At 60.2% G+C, this 15,488-nt stretch carries 9 protein-coding genes; 2 read left to right on the top strand and 7 right to left on the bottom strand.

From position 1 onward, the window contains the following. Positions 1 to 2: 2 nt before the first annotated feature. The 6 genes from D3Z90_RS24520 to D3Z90_RS24495 all read right to left on the bottom strand — a co-directional run bounded on the left by D3Z90_RS24520 (position 3) and on the right by D3Z90_RS24495 (position 8,824). Positions 3 to 1,184, bottom strand: a complete 1,182-nt coding sequence (locus D3Z90_RS24520; RefSeq protein ID WP_136478461.1) for an NAD(P)/FAD-dependent oxidoreductase — start codon at positions 1,182 to 1,184, stop codon at positions 3 to 5. 102 nt (positions 1,185 to 1,286) lie between these two features. Next, positions 1,287 to 2,624, bottom strand: a complete 1,338-nt coding sequence (gene dbpA, locus D3Z90_RS24515) for an ATP-dependent RNA helicase DbpA (protein ID WP_256658398.1) — start codon at positions 2,622 to 2,624, stop codon at positions 1,287 to 1,289. Between the two features lie 105 nt (positions 2,625 to 2,729). Next, a complete protein-coding gene (gene mdtD, locus D3Z90_RS24510) occupies positions 2,730 to 4,157 on the bottom strand; it encodes a multidrug transporter subunit MdtD (RefSeq protein ID WP_136478459.1) in 1,428 nt (475 codons plus the stop codon). Positions 4,158 to 4,215: 58 nt separating this feature from the next. Beyond that, the gene (locus D3Z90_RS24505; protein WP_136478458.1) at positions 4,216 to 5,547 is read right to left on the bottom strand and encodes a TldD/PmbA family protein; all 1,332 of its coding nucleotides are present in this window, start codon (positions 5,545 to 5,547) and stop codon (positions 4,216 to 4,218) included. Beyond that, the gene (locus tag D3Z90_RS24500) at positions 5,547 to 6,989 is read right to left on the bottom strand and encodes a TldD/PmbA family protein (RefSeq protein ID WP_136478457.1); all 1,443 of its coding nucleotides are present in this window, start codon (positions 6,987 to 6,989) and stop codon (positions 5,547 to 5,549) included. The genes D3Z90_RS24505 and D3Z90_RS24500 overlap by 1 nt, the downstream gene beginning before the upstream one ends. Before the next feature lie 32 nt (positions 6,990 to 7,021). Continuing rightward, positions 7,022 to 8,824, bottom strand: a complete 1,803-nt coding sequence (locus tag D3Z90_RS24495) for an acyl-CoA dehydrogenase (RefSeq protein WP_136478456.1) — start codon at positions 8,822 to 8,824, stop codon at positions 7,022 to 7,024. A gap of 157 nt (positions 8,825 to 8,981) precedes the next feature. Between D3Z90_RS24495 and D3Z90_RS24490 the strand changes: the two genes are divergently transcribed. Then, a complete protein-coding gene (locus D3Z90_RS24490) occupies positions 8,982 to 9,602 on the top strand; it encodes a hypothetical protein (RefSeq protein ID WP_218571413.1) in 621 nt (206 codons plus the stop codon). Between the two features lie 81 nt (positions 9,603 to 9,683). Here D3Z90_RS24490 and putA read toward each other — a convergent pair whose 3' ends face one another. Next, positions 9,684 to 13,637, bottom strand: coding sequence for a trifunctional transcriptional regulator/proline dehydrogenase/L-glutamate gamma-semialdehyde dehydrogenase (gene putA, locus D3Z90_RS24485; RefSeq protein ID WP_136478454.1), 3,954 nt, complete (start codon positions 13,635 to 13,637; stop codon positions 9,684 to 9,686). 354 nt (positions 13,638 to 13,991) lie between these two features. Here putA and putP point away from each other — a divergent pair, with 354 nt between their 5' ends. Next, positions 13,992 to 15,476, top strand: coding sequence for a sodium/proline symporter PutP (putP, locus tag D3Z90_RS24480; RefSeq protein ID WP_136478453.1), 1,485 nt, complete (start codon positions 13,992 to 13,994; stop codon positions 15,474 to 15,476). The last annotated feature ends 12 nt before the right edge of the window (positions 15,477 to 15,488 follow it).

Raw genomic sequence — 15,488 nt, 5'->3', positions numbered from 1 at the left:
GGTTAGACGAACTGCGCGGCCGCATAGGCCGATGCCCAGGCCCACTGGAAGTTGAAACCGCCCAGGTGACCGCTGACATCGAGTACTTCACCGATAAAGTACAGGCCAGGGCTTTTCAGCGACTCCATGGTTTTGGAGGACACTTCCCGGGTATCGACGCCGCCCAGGGTCACTTCTGCGGTGCGATAGCCTTCGGTTCCAGCCGGAACCACCTGCCAGGCGCCAAGCTTGTCGCTGACCTTGGCTAGTTCCGCAGGGGTGTATTGCTTCATTGGCTTGGAGTCGAACCAGTGCTCGCTGAGCAGGTTGGCCATTTTCTTGGTGAAGACTTCGCCCAGCAGGGTTTTCAATTCGCTGTTGGGGCGTTCGGCCTGTTGCTGTTGCAGCCAGCTCAAGGCGTCGTGATCCGGTAGCAGGTTGATTTCAACCGTGTCGCCCGCTTCCCAGAACGACGAGATCTGCAGGATTGCCGGCCCGCTCAGGCCACGGTGGGTGAACAGGAGGTTTTCGCGGAAGCTGGTGCCATTGCAACTGGCGATGCAGTCCACGGAACTGCCGGACAGCTCTGTGCAGATCCCCTTGAGCACCGGCTCGGTGATGGTAAACGGCACCAGCGCTGCGCGCGTTGGCAGCAGGTTGTGACCGAACTGGCGAGCCACTTGATAGCCGAAGCCGGTGGCGCCCAGGGTTGGAATCGATAGGCCCCCCGTTGCAATTACCAGCGACTGGCAGCGGAACTGCCCAGCACTGGTTTCCAGCAGATAGCCTGCGTCGACTTTCTCGATCTGGTCAATGCGGGTGTCCATGCGCAGTTCGGCGCCGGCGTTCGCGCACTCGGTGAGGAGCATGTCGAGAATGTCACTGGACTTGTTATCGCAGAACAGTTGGCCAAGCTTTTTCTCGTGATACGGTACGGCATGCTTACCGACCATCTCGATGAAATCCCACTGGGTGTAACGGGCCAGCGCCGACTTGCAGAAGTGCGGGTTCTGCGACAGGAAGTTGGCAGGTTCGGTGTACATATTGGTGAAGTTACAGCGGCCACCACCGGACATCAGGATTTTCTTGCCCGGTTTATTGGCGTGGTCGAGCAGCAGCACCTGACGGCCGCGACCTGCAGCAGTCAAGGCACACATCAGGCCGGCGGCGCCTGCGCCAATGATGATCACTTCGGTGGAGCGCACTGCGAAATCCTCAAGATACGGGAGTGAAACTATCGCGGGGCAAGCTCGCTCCGCTGGGAGCGGGCTTGCCCCGCGATAAATCAGGCAAACTGAACCATCAACTCAAACGATGCGCACGCGCAACGAGCGGCCCTTGATCTTGCCGCTGTTGAGGCGTTGCAGTGCTTGTTTGGCCACTGCTCGCTCGACGGCAACGAAGGCCTGGAAGTCGAAAATCGCGATTTTCCCGACCTGGGTTCCCGGTAGCCCGGCATCGCCGGTCAGGGCGCCGAGAATATCGCCTGGGCGCAGTTTGTCCTTGCGACCGGCAGCGATGCACAGGGTGCTCATGGTCGGCAGCAACGGTGCGCCACTCTGGGCCTTGAGACTGTCCAGTTGCTCCCAGCGCAGGTCGGCTTTCTGCATCTCTTCGATCGCCTTGGCGCGATGACCTTCGGCCGGTGCCACCAGGCTTACCGCCAGGCCTTTCTCGCCAGCGCGACCGGTACGGCCGACACGGTGGACGTGAATTTCGGCATCACGGGCCAGTTCGACGTTGATGACCATGTCCAGTGCATCGATGTCCAGGCCGCGGGCGGCCACGTCGGTGGCTACCAGCACCGAGAGACTGCGGTTGGCGAACAGGGTAAGCACCTGGTCACGGTCGCGCTGTTCCAGATCGCCGTGCAGGGCCTGGGCGGCGACGCCTTTGGCTTGCAGGTGTTCGACCAGCTCCTGGCACTGCTGTTTGGTGAAGCAGAACGCTACGCAGGACTGCGGGCGGAAGTGTCCGAGCACCTTGCTGACGGCTTCCATGCGTTGCTCGGGAGCGATCTCGTAGAAGCGTTGTTCGATCTGGCTGTCGGCATGCAGCGCTTCGACCTTGACCGTCTGTGGGTCACGCATGAAGGCCGCGGCCAATTGCTTGATGCCCGCCGGGTAGGTGGCCGAGAACAGCAAGGTCTGACGACGCTTCGGTGTTTGTTCGATGATGTCGGCGATGGCGTCGTAGAAGCCCATGTCGAGCATACGGTCGGCTTCGTCGAGAATCAGTTTGTTCAGGCCATCGAGCACCAGGGTGCCCTTGCTCAGGTGCTGCTGAACACGGCCTGGGGTACCAACGATGATGTGCGCACCGTGCTCCAGCGAAGCGATCTGTGGGCCGAGGGACACACCACCGCACAAGGTCAGGATCTTGATGTTGTCTTCAGCGCGGGCCAGGCGCCGCAGCTCTTTGGCCACCTGATCGGCCAACTCGCGAGTCGGGCACAGGACCAACGCCTGGCAACCGAAGTAACGCGGGTTGATCGGGTTGAGCAGACCGATGCCGAACGCGGCAGTCTTGCCGCTACCGGTCTTGGCCTGGGCGATCAGGTCCAGGCCCTTGAGAATGACCGGCAGGCTCTGGGCCTGGATCGGGGTCATCTGGGCGTAGCCGAGGGCGTCCAGGTTGGCCAGCATGGCGGCGGACAGCGGCAAAGTGGCAAAGGCGGTGGCAATGGTGGTCACGAGGCGGGCCTGCAAAACAAAATGTCGCGCAGTGTACCAGCCTCGAAGCCATTACCCCTAAGGCTCCATCTCCGGTTCCGGACGAGGAGCGCGCCTTCCGTCTGTCCTGGCCAGCTGCATGAAGATCGCCGCCGCCAGCATGGACATCAGGCCGATGGTCAGAAAGGTCAGCTGGAAGGCGCCCAGGGTGCTCTCCACGCCTTCGGCGCTACCCGCAGCACTGAAGCCGCCGAGCAGGGCGCCAGCACAGGCTACCCCAAGGCTTAGCGCCAGTTGCGCCACCACCGAGAGCAAGCTGTTACCACTGCTGGCACTGGCGTCGTCAAGGTCGATCAGGGTGACAGTGTTCATCGCTGTGAACTGCATGGAGTTGACCGCACCGAGCAGGGCCAACTGGAACAGTAACAAGCCATAGGGCGTGTTTTCGTCTACCAGTCCAAGGCTCGCCAGGAGCACACCGAGCAGCAAGGTGTTGGCGGTAAGAATGTTGCGGTAGCCGAAACGCTCGATCAGCGGGCGTGCGATCGATTTGGCCAGCATTGCTGCCGCTGCCAGGGGAATCATGCTCATGCCGGCCTGGGCTGGTGAGTAGCCAAGGGCAACCTGCAGCAGCAACGGTACGAGGAACGGTAGTGCGCCGCTGCCCAGGCGTGCGAAGAGGTTGCCAAGGATGCCGACGGAAAAGGTCCGGGTGCGAAATAGTTTCGGCGAGAACAGCGGGTTGTCGATGCTGCCTGCTCGCAGCCAGTACGCGGCCAGGCAGGCCATACCGGCAAACAGCAGCAACATTACGCGCAGATGCGGTAGGTGAAGTTCGCCCAGCCCCTCCATGGCGATGGTGATCAGCACCATCGCGGCACCGAACAACACAAAGCCCACACCGTCGAATCGTGTGCGTTCGCTGCCGCGTAAATCGGGGATAAAACGCCACACGGCATAACAGCCAATGGCGCCGACCGGCAGATTGAGCAGGAAGATCCAGTGCCAACTGAGAATCTCCACCAGCCAGCCGCCCATGGTCGGGCCGAGCAATGGACCGAGCAGGCCGGGAATGGTGATGAAACTCATGATTCGTACCAGTTCGGAGCGGGGGTAGGCGCGCAGCACCACCAGCCGCCCGACGGGCAACATCAGGGCACCGCCCAGGCCTTGAACCACGCGCGCGGCGACCAGCATGCTCAGGCTTTCAGCCAGAGCACAGAGGAGCGAACCGAGGCTGAACAGGAGGATGGCGCCGAAGAAAATCCGCTTGGTACCGAAACGGTCGGCGATCCAGCCAGAGGCCGGGATCAGCAGGGCCACGGTGAGCATGTAGGCGATGATCACCGATTGCATGCGCAGTGGATCCTCGGCAAGATCCCGTGCCATGGCTGGCAGCGCAGTGTTGAGGATCGTGCCGTCCAGCGACTGCATGAAGAAGGCGATCGCCACCACCCACGGAATCCAGCGGGCGGTGACAGGGTCCAGCGGGGCGCGGTTGGGCATGGTAGTTATCAATCCTTGAGGGCCCTGTGGGAGCTGGCTCGTCCCGCCATCAGGCACATCACAATGTCAACGTCAGGCGTTTGACCAATGCTCCTGGCAAATGGCTCGAGCTGGTTTGTCGCTGACCGTAGGTACTGGTCGACAGAATCAGCTCGCGCTCTGTGGTCAACGCTTCCAACTGAGAACCCAACAAACTGTAGACGCTGTCATCGAAGCGCATGGTGCTGACTGGCGCCTGGATCTTTCCGTCTTCGACCCAGAATGTGGCGAAACGGGTCAGACCGGTCATGCGCGCTGCCGGCAGGTCGGAGAAGTTCAGGTACCAGAGGTTGCTGATGTACAGCCCGGTACCCAGGCGTGCCAGGACCTCGTGCGCTGATAAATCACCCGCGGCCATGCTTAGCGCGCAGGGAGATTCATGCCCATCTGCACCGTTGGCGGCCAATTCGAACTCGGCGGCGCTGCGGGCGCAGACCAGGCGGTCCAGGCCTTGGCCTTGCTCGATCAGGCGCAGATCGTTGCGAGGCGAACCCTCGTCAGAAAAGCTCGGACTCAACGAGCCGCTGACCTGCTCGGCGATACTCACCTGCTGATTAAGGCGCGCATCGCCAGCGTACAGGCGTTGCAGTGGACTGTTCTTGTTCGCCAGTGACTGTGCGGAGAAGCCTCCCCAGCACAGCATGCCCATGATTTCGTCCATTGCCGCTGGCGCCAGGTAGGCACGGTACTCGCCCGGAAGCAGAGTTTTGAGCGGACGACCAAGGTATTCCAGTTGTTCACGCGCCTGGCGTAGGCGCAAGGCGAAGGTGTCGCTGTCCCAGTGCTGGCCGGCATAGTTGGCTTTGACTGCTTGGCCGTTACTGTGAAACAGGCTCCAGTCGAAGTTGAAGCTGTTGGCCTGGTGCCAGCCAAAAGCGCCGAACGAGCTGGCAAAGCCGCGGTAGATCGGGCCGGCGGCATAAATGCCGACCAGATCCAGGTCTCCGGCGCCTTGATCGATCTGCGTCAGCACCTGATCGATGGCAGGCAGTGCCTGGTCCTGCACACTATGGCTCTGCCAGGCGCTGTCGTTGAATTGCAAGTAAGGGTCGGCTTCCAGCAGCGGTAAGGTGGCGCGCAGCTGTTCCAGTGCCTGGGCCAGACGTTGTTGATCTACCTTCGTGTCGTTGCCGAGGGTGAATTGCAGTTCGGCCTGACGCCCGTCCTTGACCAGTTTCAATACGCAATTGGCCTGCTGTACCTCGCCCGCCTGGCGAACTTTGGCATGGTTGAAACGAATGAACTGCGATTGTTCGGCGCTGTAGCTGAGGGTGAAGTGCTCGGGTGCGCGTACCTGTTCTAGCAGGCTGGACACCAGGCGTTGAAAACTTTGCTGTGCGGTGGCAGCCATCAGGCGTCCCCTCCGAATACGTCGATCTGGCTGAACACACACGCGGGTGAGGCATGGCCGACACGAATCACCTGGTTGGGCTCGCCCTCGCCGCAGTTGGGTGTGCCCAGGACTTGCAAGGTGCTGGCATCGCCAACCGCACTAAGGTTGCCCCAGAACCGAGCGGAAACACCGCGGTAGTTGGGGTTCTTCACCACGCCCTTGAGTTCGCCGTTCTCGATCAATTGACCCCATTCGCAGCCGAACTGGAACTTGTTGCGCGCATCATCGATGGACCAGGAGCGGTTGGTGCGCATCAGGATGCCGTGCTCGATACCATGGATCAGTTGATCGAGACTCTGGTCGCCGGGTTCGATGTTGAGATTGGCCATGCGATCAATCGGCGCGCGATTCCAGCCACAGGCGCGGCTGTTGGCGACACCGTCCAGGCCCGAGCGAAACTGCGACAGCGCGCCGCCCAGCGGACGCAGCAGCAAACCGTCGCGAATCAGGAATGCTTTATCGGCGACGCTGCCGTCATCGTCATGGCTGTAACTGGCCAGTTCTTCGCTGATAGTGGGGTCGAAGGTGACGTTGAGCAATTTCGAGCCGTACTGCAGGGTGCCGAAGTCGCTGGCTTTGACGAAGCTGGTGCCGGCGTAGTTGCGCTCGTCACCGAGGATTCGGTCCATTTCCAGCGGGTGGCCGATGGATTCGTGAATCTGCAGCATCATCTGGTCCGGCATCAGCAGCAGGTCACGCACACCGCTGGGGGTATTCGGCGCAAGCAACAGCTGCAGGGCCTGGTCGGCGACCTTGGCCCCGGCGCCGATCAAACCGCAGCGTTGGATGACATCGAGGCCGCCTTGCTGGCCGAAGTTCTCCCGGCCCAGGGTGCGGCTCTGGCTGTCCTGGCCATCGAAAGCCGTGACGCTGAAGCCAGGGTAAACAAAGCGTTGTGCCTGGCGTAGCTCGGCACCCGCGCTGTTCAGGTAAATCTGCTCGACGTCGCTGATGCCAAGGCTGGCCTGCCAGTTCACCAGACGACTGTCGGCGGGCACGCTGCTCGATTCGCGCGCGAGCAAGTCATAGCACTCGGCCAGAGATGCAAAGGCTTGCTCCAGGTTTGGCGAGCAATAATCGTTGCGTTCAGTGGCAACCGGTTGCTCGCTGAGGTCGAGCAGGGCGCGCGTGGATATCTGCCTGGCCAGCACTTGCGCTTGCTCCAGGGCCCGCTGCAGGCCGGACTGCGACAGGTCGGCCGTAGCGGCATAGGTTTCGACACCCTGCATGCGCACGGTGAGCATTACGCCTTCGTCGCGGTAGAAGAACGGCGGCTCGGCGACATTCTTGCGCACTGAGAGTTGCTGCTGGGACTGCTGCACATAGCGCAGGGAAAAAAATTCGGCATCGCTGCGCAGGGCGGCAAAGCGCTGGCGCAACAATGCGGTCATCTCGAACATGCAAGAACCTCCGTGTGTACGGTGGTTCCCCCTCAGAACCACTCGTCGCGCATGCTCAGGCAGGTGTCGTCGCGGGCCTCGAGCAATGCCAGCTCATTATGGCAGCCCGGCACTTCCCAGGTCAGGAAATAACGTGCGGCCTGAAGCTTGCCTTGATAGAAGTCGCGATCGGCGGGCTGGCCACCAGCCAGTCCTTGCTCGGCATGGATCGCTTGTTCCAGCCAGCGCCAGCCAATCACGCAGTGACCGAAGGCTTTGAGGTACAGCGCCGAGTTGGCCAGGGCACTGCTGACCTGACCTTGGGCCAAGTCAGTGAGTAGCCCCAGGGTGACGCTCTGAAGGTGTACCTGCAGCTTTTCGAGGGGGGTACGCAGAGGGTCCAGGCCGGGATAGCCGCTTGCCCGTTTGCAGGTGCCGGCTATCAGGCGTACCAGTTGCTTGAGACCAGCGCCGTCGTTCTGCGCCAGCTTGCGGCCCAACAGATCAAGTGACTGGATGCCATGAGTGCCTTCATGGATAGGGTTCAGGCGGTTGTCGCGGTAGTACTGCTCGACCGGGTATTCGCGGGTGTAGCCATGGCCACCGAGGATCTGAATCGCCAGTTCATTGGCCTTGAGGCAGAACTCGGAAGGCCAGGATTTGACAATCGGCGTCAGCAGGTCAAGCAGCTCATGGGCTTGCTGGCGCAGGCTTTCAGTTTCGCCGCTCTGGGTTTCATCAAAAAGCCGAGCTGCGTACAGGCCCAGGTCGAAGGCGCCTTCAACATAGGCTTTTTGCGTCAGCAACATGCGTTTCACATCAGTGTGCCCGATGATCGATACGGCGGGGGCCGCCGGATCCTTGTTGTCCGGCAGGCGTCCCTGCGGGCGCTGGCGTGCGTACTCAAGTGAATACAGATAGCCCGCATAGCCCAGCATCACCGCGCCCATACCAACACCGATGCGCGCCTCGTTCATCATCTGGAACATGCATGCCAGACCCTGATGCGGCTTGCCGACCAGATAGCCAACGCATTCGCCGTTGTCGCCGAAATTCAGCGCCGTCGACGTCGTGCCGCGCCACCCCATCTTGTGGAATAGCCCTGCCAAGAGCACATCGTTGCGAGGTCCCAGGCTGCCATCGGTATTGACCAGAAACTTGGGAACGATGAATAGGGAAATTCCCTTCACCCCCGCTGGTGCATCAGGCAGTTTGGCCAGAACCATGTGCACGATGTTTTCCGACAGTGGGTGATCACCGCCGGAGATAAAGATCTTGTTGCCGCGCAGTCGATAGCTGCCATCGGCAGCCGGCTCGGCACGGGTGCGGATATCGGCCAGGGAAGAGCCAGCGTGTGGTTCGGTCAGGGCCATGGTGCCGAAATAGCGACCTTCGATCATCGGCTGCAGAAACAGGTGTTTTTGTTCATCGCTACCAAAGCTTTCGATCAGGTTTGCCGCGCCCATGGTCAGGAACGGGTAGGCCGTGGTTCCGGCGTTGGCGGCCTGGAAATGGGCAAAGCAGGCTTGTGAGAGCAGGGTAGGCAACTGCATGCCGCCAGCGTGGAAGTCGCGGCTGGCATTGAGGAAACCGGCTTCAAGGAAGGCATCAACTGCCGGCTTCACCTCTGGGATCAACACCGCTTCGCCATTTTCGAAACGCGGCTCATGTTCGTCGCCCTTGCGGTTGTGCGGCGCGAAGTATTTCTCGGCGATGGTGCGTGCCGTGTTCAAGGCGGCGTCAAAGGTCTCGCGATTGTGCTCGGCAAAGCGCGGGCGTTGGGTAAGGGCCTCGGCATCGAGCACTTCGTAGAGTTCAAAGGCCAGGTTGCGGGCGCAGAGCAGGGTCTCGGACATGACGGCATTCCTGTTCGGGGATGGCCGAGTCTAGGCGGGGAGACAGGTGCTGCACAGTTTAATAGATGAGGTTGATGGCGAGCTAAAACCAGTTCAGAGCAGTCCTACTTTTCCTGCGGATCGGTCGGACAGATTCTTCACTTTAGATACTGGTTAGATGCCGGGCCAATCGCACAGGGTCTTCCCGATGTCAATAAGTAGCAGTTCCCCGAATAGTCCAGAACTTTCCAATACCGTGGTCGATGGGCCTAAGTTCTTCGTTGTATCGCTGCGCAAACTGATCGTCATGACCATTTTTACTTTTGGCATGTATTGGATTTATTGCTTTTATCGAAACTGGGTACTTTACCAGCGCGCGACAGGGGAGCCCGTCATACCCATTGTACGTACTGTCTTCTCGATTTTTTTTATATACAGTCTGCTAACCAAAGTTGACCGACAAATATGCCTTTCTGGGCGCAGTTATGCGTGGTCGCCACCGGCATTGGTGGGTGGCTTGATTCTGAGTACGTTACTCATATTTGTGACAGGCGCCCCCATCGACCTTAGGCCCATTGAGGCTTTGGTTATTGTGTCGGCGTTGGATGTGGTGCGGATATTTATGATTGTGAGGATTCAACAAGCCATAAATTTTTGCGTGGGCGATCCCGAGGGTGAGGTCAATGCGCGGCTTTCATTTTTTAATTGGCTCTGGATTCTACCCGGCATACCGGCATGGTTTCTGATTGTCGCGGTGCATGTTGACCCAGGTTGGGTGTCGTCAGTGATCAACGCGTAGGTTCAAAAGCATCGCGGTGCAAGCCTGCTCCCACAGCTGGGTGGGAGAGGGCTTGCACCGCGATAGAGGTGCCGCCGACTATCAGCCGATAGTCATCAAGCTTGCGTTACCACCTGCTGCGGCAGTGTTGACGCTCAGCGCGCGCTCGATCACCAGACGCTCCAGAGCAATCGAGGTTTCACCCGACGACAGGCCATGAACACCGACGATTGCACCGGCGCGCTTGGCCACTTGCTCGCAGACTGCGCGCAACTGATCGGAATGACCATGGTGCAGGACGGCGTCGAACACGACTTCATCCTTGGTCCAGTCACCTACCAAAGTGATGCGAGCCTGTACTTCTTTGGGCAGACGATTGCGCAGGGTTTTGCTCAGTTCACCTTCCGGCCATACCGCCGAGCTGCCAACGGCCAGAACCGCAGCCAGTTGAGTCAGCAGGTCGGCCTCGACTTCAGCCAGGCACAACACGTGTTCACGCGGCAGGATGGTGTAGCTATTGCGCTCACCGGTTGGACCGGCCAGCAGACGGCTGATACCACTCTGCGACTGCTTGGCGAACTGGTCGCACAGGCTGCCAAGGTCGTTCAGCTGGTTGCTTGCCGCCCAGGTCTTGAGTGCTTGCAGGGGCTTGCTCAGCTCATCACGCATACGCGTATCAGGGATGTGCTCGCCATCAGTGCGCTGGAACGTTTTTTCGATCGCATCGGCTGGACGGGTCGACAGCAGGCGGTACAGGTACAGCGGGCCACCTGCTTTCGGGCCAGTACCGGAGAGGCCTTCACCACCGAACGGTTGGACGCCAACCACGGCACCGACGATGTTGCGGTTGACATAGACGTTACCGGCATTGACGTTGTCGATGACCTTGGCGATGGTTTCGTCGATCCGGGTGTGAACACCCAGGGTCAGGCCGTAACCGGAAGCGTTGATCTGTTCGATCAGTTGGTCGAGGTTCTTGCGGTTGTAGCGCACCACGTGCAGTACCGGGCCGAAGATCTCGCGTTGCAGTTCGTCGAAGCTTTCCAGTTCGATCAGCGTTGGCATTACAAAGGTGCCGCGTTTGATCTCTTCGCCGTCGGCGATTGCTACCTGGTACACCGAGCGACCTTTGTCGCGCATGCCCTGGATGTGCTTCTCGATGCCGGCCTTGGCTTCGGCGTCGATGACCGGGCCGATATCCACGGACAGGCGCTCTGGGTTACCCAGGCGACTTTCAGCCATGGCGCCCTTGAGCATCTCGATAACGCGATCGGCCGAGTCTTCCTGCAGGCACAGCACGCGCAGTGCCGAGCAGCGTTGACCGGCGCTGTCGAAGGCCGAGGACACTACGTCGATGACCACTTGTTCGGTGAGCGCCGAGGAGTCGACGATCATTGCGTTCTGGCCACCGGTTTCAGCGATCAGTGGGATTGGACGGCCTTGAGCGTCGAGGCGACCGGCAATGTTGCGTTGCAACAGGCGCGCAACTTCGGTGGAGCCGGTGAACATCACGCCTTTGACGCGATCATCACCCACCAGGCGGGCGCCGACGGTTTCACCGCGGCCTGGCAGCAACTGCACCACGCCTTCAGGGATACCCGCTTCGAGCAGCAGGCGTACAGCCTGGGCTGCTACCAGTGGCGTTTGCTCGGCTGGCTTGGCCAATACCGGGTTGCCGGCTGCCAGGGCAGCAGCGACCTGGCCGCTGAAGATAGCCAGCGGGAAGTTCCATGGGCTGATGCACACCACAGGGCCCAGTGGGCGGTGGGCATCATTGCTGAAGTCGTTCCGGGCCTGTACGGCGTAGTAACGCAGGAAGTCGACCGCTTCACGGACTTCGGCGATGGCGTTGGCGAAGGTCTTGCCCGCTTCACGAGCGAGCAGGCCCATCAGCGGCTGGATTTCGGCTTCCATCAGGTCGGCAGCGCGCTCCAGGATCGCGGCACGCTCGGCGGGCGGCGTGGCCTGCCAGATAGGCGCGGCATTGAGGGCGCACTGAATGGCGTTGTCGACGTCAGTGACTGTGGCTTCCTGCACATGTCCCACCACATCGCGGTGATCGGACGGGTTCAGAACAGGGGCAGCGGCTTCGTCGCTGGAAGCGCAGCCAAGCATCGGCGCGGCTTTCCAATCATTGTGGGCACTGGCCAGCAGGGCGCAGGACAGCGACGCCAGGCGATGCTCGTTGGCCATGTCGATGCCGGCGGAGTTGGCGCGCTCGGCACCGTACAGATCGCGCGGCAGTGGAATGCGCGGATGCGGCAGACCGAAATTGCCTTCCTGAGTGGCCATTTGCTCGATGGTCGCGACCGGATCGGCAACCAGTTCCTGAATCGAGATCGACTGGTCGGCAATACGGTTGACGAACGAGGTGTTGGCGCCGTTTTCCAGCAGGCGACGAACCAGGTAGGCAAGCAGGGTTTCATGCGTGCCGACCGGTGCGTACACGCGGCACGGGCGGTTCAGCTTGCCATCGGCAACCTTGCCGACAACCTGCTCGTACAGCGGCTCACCCATGCCATGCAGGCACTGGAACTCGTACTGGCCTGGATAGTAGTTCTGACCGGCAATGTGGTAGATGGCCGACAGGGTGTGGGCGTTATGGGTGGCGAACTGCGGATAGATGACTTCAGGCACCGACAGCAATTTGCGCGCGCAGGCAATGTAGGACACGTCGGTGTACACCTTGCGGGTGTATACCGGATAGCCTTCCAGTCCTTCGACTTGGGCGCGCTTGATCTCGCTGTCCCAGTAGGCGCCTTTAACCAGGCGGATCATCAGGCGATGACGGCTGCGGCGAGCCAGATCGATGACGTAATCGATCACGTACGGGCAGCGCTTCTGGTAAGCCTGGATCACGAAGCCGATACCGTTCCAGCCGGTCAGCTGTGGCTCGAAGCACAGGCGCTCGAGCAGATCCAGCGACAGCTCCAGGCGGTCAGCTTCCTCGGCGTCGATGTTCAGGCCGATGTCGTATTGCTTGGCCAGCAGGGTCAGCGACAGCAGGCGTGGGTACAGCTCTTCCATTACGCGCTCGTACTGGGCGCGGCTGTAGCGTGGGTGCAGCGCCGAGAGCTTGATCGAGATACCCGGGCCTTCATAGATACCGCGGCCGTGGGAAGCTTTACCGATCGAGTGGATCGCCTGCTCGTAGGAGGCCAGGTATTTTTGCGCGTCGTGCTCGGTCAGTGCCGCTTCACCGAGCATGTCATAGGAGTAGCGGAAACCCTTGGATTCGAACTTGCTGGCGTTGGCCAGGGCTTCGGCAATGGTTTCGCCGGTAACGAATTGCTCGCCCATCAGGCGCATGGCCATGTCGACGCCCTTGCGGATCATCGGCTCGCCGCTCTTGCCGATGATGCGGCTCAGCGAGGAGGTCAGGCCGGATTCGTTGTGGGTCGAGACCAGCTTGCCAGTCAGCAGCAAGCCCCAGGTAGCAGCGTTGACGAACAGCGACGGGCTATTGCCCAGGTGCGGCTGCCAGTTACCGGTGCTGATCTTGTCGCGGATCAGGGCGTCGCGGGTGCCTTTGTCGGGGATGCGCAGCAGGGCTTCGGCCAGGCACATCAGTGCAACGCCTTCCTGCGACGACAGGGAGAATTCCTGCAGCAGCCCCTGGACGATACCGGCGCGGCCACCGGCGCTCTTCTGGTTACGCAGCTTTTCAGCGATGCCGGCGGCCAGCTTGTTGGTGGCTTCAGCCATGGCGACCGGCAGACGTGCTTGTTCGAGCAGCATCGGCACCACTTCCGGCTCAGGACGGCGGTAGGCTGCGGTGATGGCCGAGCGCAGGACCGATTGCGGCAAGATGCTTTCGGCGAACTCGAGGAAGCACTGGTGGCTATGGTCGCCCTGTACTTCGCCGGCTTCGTCGCCGTGACCAATGGCCTGACCGTTGAGCTCGGTCAAGGTGGCGCCACCCTCAAGTTTCTCCAGGTAATTGAAGATCGCTTGCTTGATCAACCAATGCGGCGTGCGGTCAATGGACTGCGCAGCTGCTTTGAGTCGCTCACGGGTTGGGTCGTCAAGTTTGACCCCAAGGGTGGTCGTCGCCATTTCTTATCCTCATTATTGCCACAGGGCTGTGGCTTAAGCTGGCGCCAAGATTAGCCGTGCTCGAATTCGGGTGCAACCTAGTGCAACCCAAAATGTGTAGGAAAAAAGTGCAACTCGTCCGGTGGCTAAAACCACACGAGTAAAATGGCTGTTTATGGTGCAATTTCTTCTGTCGCCCCGACTTTTTGCTTCAAAAAGGAGCAAAAAGCCGTGGCGGAGCAAAAAATCCGACGAGGTGCAACTTGAGCGCAAAAACAGGTTGCACCTACTTTGCGTTGTTGCATAGGATTCGCGGCCTGGGTGCAACCTTCTCGAAGGCTGTCACTACATAAAAACAAACGCCAGGGCGCAACAATGAGTTTTAGCAATCCAATTACGATCACGTTCGTGATCTATATCGCAGCAATGGTGATGATCGGCTTCATGGCCTATCGTGCCACCAACAACCTCTCCGACTACATTCTCGGCGGCCGCAGCCTCGGTAGCGTGGTGACTGCGCTTTCGGCCGGTGCCTCGGACATGAGCGGTTGGTTGTTGATGGGCCTGCCAGGTGCCATCTATATGTCGGGTCTGTCGGAGGCCTGGATTGCCATCGGCCTGACCGTCGGTGCTTACCTGAACTGGCTGTTCGTTGCCGGTCGTCTACGTGTACAGACCGAACACAATGGTGACGCGCTGACCCTGCCGGATTACTTCGCCAGCCGTTTCGAAGATAACAGCGGTCTGCTGCGCATTATTTCTGCCGTCGTTATCCTGGTGTTCTTCACCATCTACTGCGCTTCCGGCATCGTTGCTGGCGCTCGTCTGTTCGAGAGCACCTTCGGCATGTCCTATGAAACCGCGCTGTGGGCCGGTGCTGCGGCGACTATTGCCTACACCTTCGTTGGTGGCTTCCTGGCAGTAAGCTGGACCGATACCGTCCAGGCGACTTTGATGATTTTTGCCCTGATCCTGACCCCGGTGATCGTATTGATCGCCACCGGCGGTGTCGACACCACCTTCCTGGCCATTGAAGCCAAAGGTGCTGGCAACTTCGACATGTTCAAAGGCGCAACCTTCATCGGCATCATCTCGCTGATGGGCTGGGGCTTGGGCTACTTTGGCCAGCCGCACATTCTGGCGCGCTTCATGGCCGCCGACTCGGTCAAGTCCATCGCCAATGCCCGTCGCATCTCCATGACCTGGATGATCCTGTGCCTGGCGGGTACCTGCGCTGTTGGTTTCTTCGGCATCGCCTACTTCTCGGCGCACCCGGAGCTTGCAGGCCCGGTTACCGAGAACCACGAGCGTGTGTTCATCGAACTGGCCAAGATCCTGTTCAATCCATGGATCGCCGGTGTACTGCTGTCGGCCATCCTGGCGGCGGTAATGAGTACCCTGAGCTGCCAGCTGCTGGTGTGCTCGAGCGCCCTGACCGAAGACTTCTACAAGACTTTCCTGCGCAAGAGCGCCTCCCAGCTTGAGCTGGTATGGGTGGGTCGCCTGATGGTGCTGGCCGTTGCGCTGATCGCCATCGCCCTGGCTGCCGATCCTGATAACCGCGTACTGGGCCTGGTGGCATACGCCTGGGCTGGTTTCGGTGCGGCCTTCGGTCCGGTAGTGCTGATCTCGGTACTGTGGAAAGGCATGACCCGTAACGGTGCGTTGGCCGGTATCGTGGTCGGTGCAGTAACCGTGATCCTGTGGAAACGATTCGACACCATGGGGCTGTACGAAATCATTCCAGGCTTCATTTTCGCCAGCCTGGCAATCTTCGTATTCAGCAAGTTCGGCAGCCCAAGCAAGTCGATGGTTACGCGTTTCGAAAACGCCGATGCGGCCTATCACGCTGGCAAGTAATGTCGGTTTGAT

The organism is Pseudomonas sp. DG56-2, assembly GCF_004803755.1.
Lineage (GTDB): Bacteria > Pseudomonadota > Gammaproteobacteria > Pseudomonadales > Pseudomonadaceae > Aquipseudomonas > Aquipseudomonas auratipiscis.
The sequence above is the reverse complement of the archived record's forward strand: the minus strand, read 5'-3'. Positions and strand labels throughout refer to the sequence as shown.

Coding starts and splice junctions, on each gene's coding strand:
- dbpA (WP_256658398.1), bottom strand. CDS start 2,624: ATGCTGGCCAACCTGGACGCCCTCGGCTACGCCCAGATGACCCCGATC.
- mdtD (WP_136478459.1), bottom strand. CDS start 4,157: ATGCCCAACCGCGCCCCGCTGGACCCTGTCACCGCCCGCTGGATTCCG.
- D3Z90_RS24505 (WP_136478458.1), bottom strand. CDS start 5,547: ATGGCTGCCACCGCACAGCAAAGTTTTCAACGCCTGGTGTCCAGCCTG.
- D3Z90_RS24500 (WP_136478457.1), bottom strand. CDS start 6,989: ATGTTCGAGATGACCGCATTGTTGCGCCAGCGCTTTGCCGCCCTGCGC.
- D3Z90_RS24495 (WP_136478456.1), bottom strand. CDS start 8,824: ATGTCCGAGACCCTGCTCTGCGCCCGCAACCTGGCCTTTGAACTCTAC.
- D3Z90_RS24490 (WP_218571413.1), top strand. CDS start 8,982: ATGCCGGGCCAATCGCACAGGGTCTTCCCGATGTCAATAAGTAGCAGT.
- putA (WP_136478454.1), bottom strand. CDS start 13,637: ATGGCGACGACCACCCTTGGGGTCAAACTTGACGACCCAACCCGTGAG.
- putP (WP_136478453.1), top strand. CDS start 13,992: ATGAGTTTTAGCAATCCAATTACGATCACGTTCGTGATCTATATCGCA.